Annotated in this window: 8 protein-coding genes and 2 pseudogenes; 1 reads left to right on the forward strand and 9 read right to left on the reverse strand. The window is 33.7% G+C overall.

Annotated elements, in window-relative coordinates:
* Nucleotides 1-111 precede the first annotated feature (111 nt).
* Nucleotides 112-1,677 (forward strand): type I restriction endonuclease subunit R, EcoR124 family, encoded by a 1,566-nt coding sequence (locus NYG85_RS11430; RefSeq protein WP_284938765.1) that lies wholly within the window; start codon nt 112-114, stop codon nt 1,675-1,677.
* Between the two features lie 489 nt (nt 1,678-2,166).
* Here NYG85_RS11430 and aph(3')-IIIa read toward each other — a convergent pair whose 3' ends face one another.
* The 9 genes and pseudogenes from aph(3')-IIIa to NYG85_RS11475 all read right to left on the reverse strand — a co-directional run bounded on the left by aph(3')-IIIa (nt 2,167) and on the right by NYG85_RS11475 (nt 10,445).
* Nucleotides 2,167-2,958, reverse strand: a complete 792-nt coding sequence (aph(3')-IIIa, locus tag NYG85_RS11435) for an aminoglycoside O-phosphotransferase APH(3')-IIIa (RefSeq protein WP_284938767.1) — start codon at nt 2,956-2,958, stop codon at nt 2,167-2,169.
* Between the two features lie 92 nt (nt 2,959-3,050).
* Nucleotides 3,051-3,593, reverse strand: coding sequence for a streptothricin N-acetyltransferase Sat4 (gene sat4 / locus NYG85_RS11440; protein ID WP_000627290.1), 543 nt, complete (start codon nt 3,591-3,593; stop codon nt 3,051-3,053).
* Entirely contained in the window at nt 3,590-4,498 is a 909-nt protein-coding gene (ant(6), locus tag NYG85_RS11445; RefSeq protein WP_250436664.1) for an aminoglycoside 6-adenylyltransferase, read from the reverse strand. Before ant(6) ends, sat4 begins: the two co-directional genes overlap by 4 nt.
* 452 nt (nt 4,499-4,950) lie before the next feature.
* Nucleotides 4,951-5,559 (reverse strand): annotated as a pseudogene (locus NYG85_RS11450) (IS1380-like element ISEnca1 family transposase); the annotation flags it as partial.
* Nucleotides 5,560-5,620: 61 nt separating this feature from the next.
* Nucleotides 5,621-7,060: a bifunctional aminoglycoside N-acetyltransferase AAC(6')-Ie/aminoglycoside O-phosphotransferase APH(2'')-Ia gene (locus NYG85_RS11455; protein WP_001028144.1), complete on the reverse strand. Its 1,440-nt coding sequence runs from the start codon at nt 7,058-7,060 to the stop codon at nt 5,621-5,623.
* Nucleotides 7,061-7,453 carry a GNAT family N-acetyltransferase gene (locus NYG85_RS11460; protein ID WP_000393259.1) on the reverse strand — a complete coding sequence of 131 codons (393 nt, stop codon included), beginning with the start codon at nt 7,451-7,453 and terminating at the stop codon, nt 7,061-7,063.
* Between the two features lie 3 nt (nt 7,454-7,456).
* Nucleotides 7,457-8,134, reverse strand: a pseudogene (locus NYG85_RS11465) (IS1380-like element ISEnca1 family transposase); the annotation flags it as partial.
* A 289-nt stretch (nt 8,135-8,423) separates the two neighbouring features.
* Complete coding sequence (tet(M), locus tag NYG85_RS11470; protein ID WP_260945657.1) at nt 8,424-10,343, reverse strand: tetracycline resistance ribosomal protection protein Tet(M); 1,920 nt, start codon at nt 10,341-10,343, stop codon at nt 8,424-8,426.
* A 15-nt stretch (nt 10,344-10,358) separates the two neighbouring features.
* Complete coding sequence (locus tag NYG85_RS11475) at nt 10,359-10,445, reverse strand: tetracycline resistance determinant leader peptide (RefSeq protein ID WP_012386611.1); 87 nt, start codon at nt 10,443-10,445, stop codon at nt 10,359-10,361.
* Between the last annotated feature and the right edge of the window lie 291 nt (nt 10,446-10,736).

Raw genomic sequence — 10,736 nt, forward strand, 5'->3', positions numbered from 1 at the left:
AGACCTTTTATAATGATGTTAGTGGTAACGTAATTATATTAAAAAGTACCTATTTATGGGCTTTGTTTATCAACTTTAGTTCATGAATTTAGTGGAATCTATATGCGAAAGTTGAGTAAAGAGATTTCTCAATATATTTTAAATAATTTTAAGCAGAAAACACACCGTTCTCAAGGGAGCGGAAAAGGGTTTAATGCAATGTTTGCAGTTAGCAGTGTAAATGCGGCAAAGCTTTACTATGAGACATTGAACAAGTTACAAAAAGAAACCGAAAGACCGTTGAAGATTGCAACTATATTTTCATTTGCTGCCAATGAAGAACAGAGTGCCATAGGAGAAATTCCTGATGAAACCTTTGAACCAACAGCAATGGATAGTAGTGCCAAAGAGTTTTTAACTTTAGCAATTAAAGATTATAATACTCTGTTCAAGACTAATTTTAGTGTTGAAAGTAAAGAGTTCCAAAACTATTATAGAGACCTTTCCAGTCGTGTAAAAAAACAGGAGATAGACCTTCTCATTGTAGTTGGGATGTTTCTAACGGGATTTGATGCTCCAACATTGAATACCTTATTTGTTGATAAAAATCTTCGTTATCATGGTTTGATGCAGGCTTTTTCAAGAACTAACCGTATTTATGATGCTACAAAAACTTTTGGAAATATAGTTACCTTTAGAGACTTAGAACAAGCTACTATTGATGCTATTACTCTCTTTGGTGATAAAAATACTAAAAATGTTGTATTGGAAAAAAGCTACAAAGAATATATGGAAGGATTTAAAGATGTGGCAACGGGTGAAGCTTACCGTGGTTATGTTGATGTGGTAAAAGAACTGCAAGAACGTTTCCCGAATGTAGATGAAATTGTAACTGAAAAAGATAAAAAAGAATTTTCAAAACTATTCGGGGAATATTTACGTGTAGAAAACATATTACAAAATTATGATGAATTTGTAAGCCTAAAGGCTCTACAAAATATAGATATTACAGACTCAAAAGCATTAGAAGAGTATAAGGCTACTTATTACATAGGTGATGAAGAGATAGCCGCTATGAAAGAAATAAAGGTACCTGAAGAGAGAACAATTCAAGATTACCGTTCAACTTATAATGACATTAGAGATTGGCTTCGTCGTGAAATAGTGGGGAAAAAAAAGGAGGATTCATCTGTTGATTGGGATGATATTGTCTTTGAAGTAGACCTTTTAAAATCACAAGAAATAAACCTTGATTATATTCTTGAACTGATTTTTGAAAATAATAAAAAAACAAAAGATAAAGGGTTCTTGGTTGAGGAAGTACGTCGTTTAATCCGTTCAAGTGTAGGAAACCGTGCAAAAGAAAGCTTAGTAGTTGATTTTATAAACCAAACTGATTTAGATAAAATCCAAGATAAAGCAACTATTATTGATGCATTCTTTTCTTTTGCTCAAACAGAACAAAAACGAGAGGTAGAAGAGTTAATTAATGAAGAAAAACTTAATGAAGAAGCAGCAAAAAGATATATAGTTTCTTCATTAAAAAGAGAGTATGCAAGTGAAAACGGTACAGAACTTAACGAGATTTTACCGAAAATGAGTCCGTTAAATCCTCAATACTTAACAAAAAAACAAACAGTATTTCAAAAAATAGCTGCATTTGTAGAAAAATTTAAAGGTGTAGGCGGAAAAGTATAAGAAATTTATATTCTGATAGGCTAAAACTATGAAATAGTTTTAGCCTTTATTTTTTATCTAAACCCAAAACCCCATCAGTCGGTATACGGCCCCGATTCGTGATTTATTCCCTCGTTTGCTTCAAAAAGTAGGAGTTTTGAGACACTAACAAATAGTATCCCAAAAGTATATTTTTAATAAAAAGAGACATCTAAGAGCCTTTCTGATGAGGAGATAGCAGCAGCTTATCAAGAGTATAAAAGTTCAAATTTTATTCCTCCTCTGTGACTTCCATAAAAAGTATATCCTATGCGTTCTTAAGCTAGCTGCTGTTAGTGCTTCTCATTGCACCCTGGTTATAAAAGCCATACTCACAAACCTCTTCACCAAAACTCTTTACATCTCTAATATAGAACTCTATCTAGCGAACTTTTAGAAAAGATATAAAACATCAGAGTATGGACAGTTGCGGATGTACTTCAGAAAAGATTAGATGTCTAAATCTAGGTACTAAAACAATTCATCCAGTAAAATATAATATTTTATTTTCTCCCAATCAGGCTTGATCCCCAGTAAGTCAAAAAATAGCTCGACATACTGTTCTTCCCCGATATCCTTGATCGACCGGACGCAGAAGGCAATGTCATACCACTTGTCCGCCCTGCCGCTTCTCCCAAGATCAATAAAGCCACTTACTTTGCCATCTTTCACAAAGATGTTGCTGTCTCCCAGGTCGCCGTGGGAAAAGACAAGTTCCTCTTCGGGCTTTTCCGTCTTTAAAAAATCATACAGCTCGCGCGGATCTTTAAATGTAGTGTCTTCTTCCCAGTTTTCGCAATCCACATCGGCCAGATCGTTATTCAGTAAGTAATCCAATTCGGCTAAGCGGCTGTCTAAGCTATTCGTATAGGGACAATCCGATATGTCGATGGAGTGAAAGAGCCTGATGCACTCCGCATACAGCTCGATAATCTTTTCAGGGCTTTGTTCATCTTCATACTCTTCCGAGCAAAGGACGCCATCGGCCTCACTCATGAGCAGATTGCTCCAGCCATCATGCCGTTCAAAGTGCAGGACCTTTGGAACAGGCAGCTTTCCTTCCAGCCATAGCATCATGTCCTTTTCCCGTTCCACATCATAGGTGGTCCCTTTATACCGGCTGTCCGTCATTTTTAAATATAGGTTTTCATTTTCTCCCACCAGCTTATATACCTTAGCAGGAGACATTCCTTCCGTATCTTTTACGCAGCGGTATTTTTCGATCAGTTTTTTCAATTCCGGTGATATTCTCATTTTAGCCATTTATTATTTCCTTCCTCTTTTCTACAGTATTTAAAGATACCCCAAGAAGCTAATTATAACAAGACGAACTCCAATTCACTGTTCCTTGCATTCTAAAACCTTAAATACCAGAAAACAGCTTTTTCAAAGTTGTTTTCAAAGTTGGCGTATAACATAGTATCGACGGAGCCGATTTTGAAACCACAATTATGATAGAATTTACAAGCTATAAGGTTATTGTCCTGGGTTTCAAGCATTAGTCCATGCAAGTTTTTATGCTTTGCCCATTCTATAGATATATTGATAAGCGCGCTGCCTATGCCTTGCCCCCTGAAATCCTTACATACGGCGATATCTTCTATATAAGCGTACCGGTTCCAATTTTTTCGCAGTTTAACTTTTCCGACGCATTTATCGTCTTGGTAGTAAAGATATATTATCTTATCAGTATTGTCAATATATTCAAGGCAATCTGCCTCCTCATCCTCTTCATCCTCTTCGTCTTGGTAGCTTTTTAAATATGGCGCTTCATAGAGTAATTCTGTAAAGGTCCAATTCTCGTTTTCATACCTCGGTATAATCTTACCTATCACCTCAAATGGTTCGCTGGGTTTATCGATATCTTTCAGGTGCCCTGCTTTCATTTCTGTAATCACTGTTCCCGCCTCTCTTCTATATCAGCGGCATATGTGCTATCCAGGCAGCCGGTTTTACCAGTGTATTTTTTATACATGTCCCTGGTATATTTTGTTATATTCCTATCATACTCCGGATAGGCATAATGAAGCCTTTCCGCCACCTCACCGGATACCGCCCTGAACAATTGATGGCATAGAAATAATGCTTCCCATATGTTTTCATAGGAATCCATCCGGTAGGTGGACAAAAGTTTCTCCCACAAATCCTCGGATATATACCTTTCAATAAACTTATAGTTCTTGCCTACACTTAATTTAAAGCCTGTTTCGATGCCGACCTTCCATGATATCATTCTCAGCAGCTCATGGCGAACAATCTGATTAAAATGATCAATAGCAAATAAAATTTCCTTACGGCACAGTCCCTTAACCACATAGGTAGTGGTGTTCCAGAATTCATTGCAGCAGTCATCGTATTCCCGGGCACTGGGTTTTCTTATATGATAATCCATGTCGGTCGGAACTACAGCTTGCTGAATCCTTCCATCCTTATCCAGAATAATCTTTATCAATTTATCGTCATTCAGGTAGTTTCCCAACTCTTCCAGGGGCAATAAGGTAAGGTCTATTTTATTATAATCATCAAAAAGTATTATATAGGAGTAGCCTTTCTCTTCAGCCGGGAATAGTTCCATATCCTCCGGTTTTTGCATCATTATAATATTCCCGAAGCTTTTAAGCCATTCATCCTTTAAAGTAAAGGATTCCACATCTGTTACGAAGTATGTGACATCATAATCCTGGAATTCGTCCTTAGGAATATTCACATTGGTACGCGACCCTTCTAATGTCATGATCCTGATACGGCTGTCCTGCCGTGCTATATCAAGTATCAAATCCATCATTTCCTTCTCGGTCCTCATATAATCCTCCCAATATATTAATAGGTATGCTGAAGTTTTCTTTCGTCTATATAATATCTTAACAAAACATAAATTTCTATTTAATATTATAAATGCAGCTTATAGGTAGGGGGCAATCCCGGAATAAAATGCCTCTTTATCACCCGTTTCTACTCCGAAAAGAGCCTCCTGTATAGCAAAAGTACTCACGTAGAATCTTGCACGAGGTATCAGAGACTCTGCCTGAGGGTAAATATTTAATATAACCTAAATTCCACGTGCATTTTTTATTAGCTTAAAAGAACACTATTTCACGAAGAATTTAAACTGATACTCCCACATTGTAACATTATTTACCACCACCTTTCAATCTTTTTCAATAAATTATTGATTGCAACTTTTGAGTAAAGATACTTATTAAACCCTGCAAGTTATCCACAGAGCAACACTCGATTTTCAAGATGATATCTTTATTATACCAGACATTTTTCATACACTTCCTTGTACGGATAGTTTTCTGACAAATTCATAATTACAGTTCTTGCGGTTTTAATGATTTTGGCTGCAAGAAATACATACTTCAAACGAAAGGTCTTTATTTGCTGTCTGTATTCTGAAGGCTCTAAGGAATCAATCTTGAACAACAAAAACAGGTTATATGAAAGCATCATCATTTGAAACACCGCTTCATTTGCCCAAAATGATTTAAGTAAAAGATGACCCACCGCCATGTCGTATTTGGCTTCTTTAATATAGTTCTCAGCATTGCCACGTTTTTCATAGGATATAACTACTTTTTCAGAAAGCAATGTAGTGTTTGTCACAAAGAAAAAGTATTCGTACTCAGAGCCTTCTAAAAGTGATATTTGTGCTCTTTCTTTTTCTGGTTTCAGTACGCGAGACACAACAAACCTTCTGTCTTTCTCCCAGTTATCTAATTTTGTAAACAGTTCTGTAGTTTCTCTGCCTTCTTCACCTTTAACGAATACAACCGATGAATTCGTTGCTTGGGATGCAAGCGTAGAATAACTTTTGGCTTTAATTAAATATTTGCAACCAAGAGATTCTTCCTTTATTATTTTTCATTTTTTTAAACTATTTAATACTAATGTCTTTTATAATAGCTTTTCATATATTATATAATCAATCTTTATAAGTCCTTTTATAAATTTCTTTTCTACCATTTTCGATAAATTCCTGTTTAATATTTTTAATTCCATAAACAATAGTTTCAATAGGATAATATTCTTCAACTATATCTTGATATTCTTTTGCTTTCTCAATATCTATATTTCCATACATTCTTAATATATCTTCTCCAAAATTTGTTCCTATTTCTTCTTCACTATCTTCAAGTAAGTATATAAAATCACAATATTCATCTATAATTCCAGAATCTCCAAAATCAATTATTCCAGTTAATCTATTATTGCCATCTAACAATAGATGATTACAACTAAAATCATTATGGCATAAACACTTTTTACCCTCAAAAACTGTTGTTGCATTTAGTCTTTCCATAAAACTTTCTATATAATCTTTTTCTATATCAGTTAAATCATTATAAATAGTTTCACGCAACAATATATACTCTTCTAATACATTTTGTTTATTATCAATAGTACATTCACTAATATCTGTATAATCTAAACCGTGCATTTGTCTTAAAAAACTGGCAATATCTCGTTTTAACAAATTTTGTTCTTCTTCTGACATAGTAGAATAAATTTCTGGTGTTAAAAAAGTTCCTTTAATTTCTTTATAACCTAGTATAGATAATTCATCACTAATATACGAATATTCAATATTAGGAATTTTTACATTAGTTTCTAAATTTGTATTTAAAAAATTATATATTGCTTTTTCTTTTGCATAACCTTTTTTCTTATTAGTACTAAATTTTGTTTTAAAAATGTATTCATTATTAACTAAATATGCCACACTATCATAACCACTACCGATTATTTCAATACTATCTACTTTGAAATTATCAAAGTAATGCTCAATTAAATATTTCATTGCCTTAACATTTGTGGCATTATCATCATATCTATATTCCATTAAATAACAATCTTCTTTTTTGCCCTCGTGTAATTCATGTTCTGGCAAATCTTCAATAATTCTAAAACCAGATTTTTGGTATGCCCTTATTGCTCTTGGATTATTTTTATGAGGGTCTAAAATAACTGCATTAGCATTTCTTTCTTTTTTCAAAAATTCAAAAATCAATTTAATATATCTTGTACCAATTCCTTTACTCCAATAATTTGGCTCTCCTATAAATTGATCCATACCATAGACTATCTCATCAGTTTTTGGATAATGATAATCAGTATATAACTCATCATACATTTTATATATTTGTCCATATCCAATAGGAACATTGTTATATTCAATAATTACTCTAAAAACTTCATCTTCCCAAGGCTCTGTATAATGTTTTTTTAATGATTCTAATGTATATTTTTTATCTCTACCACCATAAAATTCTAATACTCTTTCATCAGTTAACCATTTTAACATCAAAGGAAAATCATCATCTATTAAAGTTCTTATACATATTTCATTTTCAACTATATTCATTTATTTATCACCTTTTTCATAATCATATACATATACTATTTCATCTTTATAATCATTTTTACCACCTAATTTTTCATATACATGGCAAGCTCTAGGATTACCTTTATCAGTTATTAAAAACATTTCAGAACAACCAATCTCTTTAGAATATTCCTTAATAAAAGATAATAATTTTGAACCATAACCTTTGTCTTGATAGTTAGGTAACATTCCTATTGAGTGTAAATAAAACATTGTTTTTCCATCAGGTCTTAAAAGTGTATAGCAATATGCAAATCCTATAATTTTATTATTTTCTTTAGCTATAAACCCAAATGAACTGGTATCATTAAGAAATCCTTTTAAATTATCAATATCAAAAACCATATTATCATCAATTAAAACTTCTTCCATAAAAAGAGATTCTATCGTTTCAATAATTTTTTCATCAAAGTAGCCACTATCCATTCGAAATAAAATCTCTAAATCATCTGTTTTGATGTTGGCTACTATTTCTTTGATCATTTCAGATGCACCGTTAGCTGTGTAAGTATTGCCACTTCTTACAAATCCGGTGACGTAGGCTTTTAATTCGTCGCAAAATGCAAACTGGATATTGTAGCATCGGTTTCCTAGTTTCTTGGGATTATATCCTTTTGATGCACCTTCTTGATGACCTTCTACGTTGATTACACTACTATCAATATCAATCGTAATGGATGTCAATTTACTTTTAGTGAGCAGTTTTTTAAAGACTTTAAAATTAATGTCTCTAAACATTTGGGTTGTCTTAAAGGTGAAGTTTCCTAAAAATCGTGACACTGTTTCAGGTTCTTTTACGGAAATATCAAATTCATTAACGAGTGGATCATTTTGAAGGAGCTTTAGACGTTCTAGCTTGTCTATACCAATAAAGTGACCACAGATCATCGTCTTTATATGATTCATCTTGATTTTATTTGTGGAGTCATTATCAAATACGAGGTCATCTTCAACTAGATCAAAAATCTCATTACTTTTTGCGTTCTCAAGGAGAAGAAAAAGACCTGCATTTGATGTTAGATTCTTAGCTGTGAAATCAATTTTATTAATCATAATTTAAACCCCTTTTTCTGCTGCTTTTGTTACTATTATTGTACCATATATCGACTCATAAAAGCTGATAATTCAACACATTTTTGAGCATTTTTCTTTCACCCAATGGGTGAAAGCTGAATTTTGAAGGAACGTATATTTATCAATGCTTTGAGGGTGGTTTATAAAGTACTGACGTAGAATCTCAGTAATAACTATCTCCTCCTTTACACTTTAATTCAAATCTTTATTAAAGAATATTTCATCTTATTTAACAAGAAACCATATTTATATAACAACATAAAATACACTAAGTTATTTTATTGAACATATATCGTACTTTATCTATCCGACTATTTGGACGACGGGGCTGGCAAACAGGTTCACCGGTAGTAACATGGTACCCTTTTAACTCTGTTAAACAAACACTACGTCCATTTGTAAAGAAAGTTAAATCACTACGATATTCTTGAATACACCGAGCAGGGATTTCTCCACTAAGAATGACCTCATTATTTTTCAATTGAGTGTCTACGATGTTCGCACAATATTTAGGAGCATCGTTGTATGCTCGTGAAAGATATTCCTGTGGCGCATAAATTTTAAAACTAAGATATGGCTCTAACAATTCTGTTCCAGCTTTTTTTAAGACTTGTTCCAATACAATAGGAGCAAGCATCCGAAAATCTGCTGGGGTACTAACAGGGCTATAGTATAAGCCATACTTAAAACAGATTTTACAGTCCGTCACATTCCAACCATACAATCCTTGTTCACAGCCATAGCGTATCCCCTCCATAACTGCATTTTGAAACGATTGATTTAAGTATCCAAGAGAAACCGAGCTCTCATACTGCATTCCACTTCCCAACGGAAGCGGTGATACAGATAAACCAATGGAAGCCCAGAAAGGATTCGGTGGAACTTCGATGTGAATGGTATACTCTGCTTTTTTTAACGGTCTTTCCATATAAATGACTGTAGGCTCTTTTATTTCTATCTCCACATGATACTTTTCTTGCAGCAGAGCACAAGTCACTTCCATTTGTACTTTCCCTAAGAAAGAAAGTATGATTTCATGTGTCGCAGAATCCACATAATATCGCAGAAGCGGGTCACTGTCGGAGATTTCTAAAAGTGCATCAAGTAACATTTCCCTTTGTTGAGGTTTGCTCGGTTCAACAGTCGTTTGTAGTAGAGGGTGCGGATTTTCAATTCTCTCTCTCTGTGGCAATAGCTTTGTATCTCCAAGAACACTATTTAACTTCAAAAACTCATTCTGCAAAATAACAATTTCCCCGGAATAAGCCTTATCAATTTTACATAATTCACCATTTATTGAAGTATACATTTCTGTAATTTTTATTTTTTCCTTTTCCGATATTCTAACCGAATCTCGCAAATGCAGTACGCCACTATAAAGACGTATATATGCAAGACGCTGTCTTTTTTCCGAATACTCAATTTTGAAAACTTTTCCGCAAAGTTCAGACTGACCTCGATGTGTTGATGAATAAAATTTATTCGTAATCACTTCTATAAGGTTATCAATCCCTATATTGTTTTTTGCACTTCCGTGATAAACAGGGAACAGGGAACAATTATGAAATCTTATGCTTTCCTCTTGTTCGAGTTCTAATGCTTCCAATGATTTACCGGACATATATTTCTCTAAAAGGTCATCGTTTCCCTCTATTACCGTATCCCATTGTTCAGATTCGGTAAAGTTCATTACACGCATATTAGGATGCAGTTCTACCTTCTGTTTGATTACAATTTCCGCAGAAAGTTTCTCTTTAATATCCTGATAAACCGTTGATAAATCAATTCCATTTTGGTCAATCTTATTGATAAAAAAGATTGTGGGAATACCTATTTTCCTAAGTGCATGAAATAATATACGAGTTTGTGCTTGTACGCCATCTTTTGCAGAAATCAGTAGAATTGCCCCATCTAAAACTGATAATGAACGATATACTTCTGCTAAGAAATCCATATGTCCTGGCGTGTCTATGATGTTCACCTTCGTATTTTCCCACTGAAAAGAGGTTATCGCCGTCTGAATTGTAATTCCTCTCTGACGTTCTAAAAGCGTATTATCCGTCCTCGTTGTACCTTTGTCCACGCTTCCTAATTCTGTAATCGCTCCACTGTTATATAATAAGCTTTCTGTTAAGGTAGTTTTTCCCGCATCAACATGAGCTAAAACTCCAATATTAATAATTTTCATGTGATTTTCCTCCATTCAAAAGCCCAAAAGGGCATAAAAATCCCAGTGATAAATACTCTTATCACTGGGATTTTTATGCATAACCATAGGCATACAAAGCATACAGATATTCTCCGGATACTTTAGAATCACATGATAAAGGTATTCTTAAACTGGGTACAAAAAACTAAGCCCTCCTAAAAAAGGACATCCAATTATTTGTTCCCACTATCAAATTGACAGTTTATTTAAGAATACCTTGCCGCATATTTATTAACTCCTTTTAAATAGATACTTACTCAACTTTCGCATATAGATTCCACTAAATTCATGAACTAAAGTTGATAAACAAAGCCCATAAATAGGTACTTTTTAATATAATTACGTTACCACTAACATCATTATAAAAGGTCT

This window comes from Campylobacter gastrosuis (assembly GCF_030249845.1).
GTDB lineage: Bacteria > Campylobacterota > Campylobacteria > Campylobacterales > Campylobacteraceae > Campylobacter_A > Campylobacter_A gastrosuis.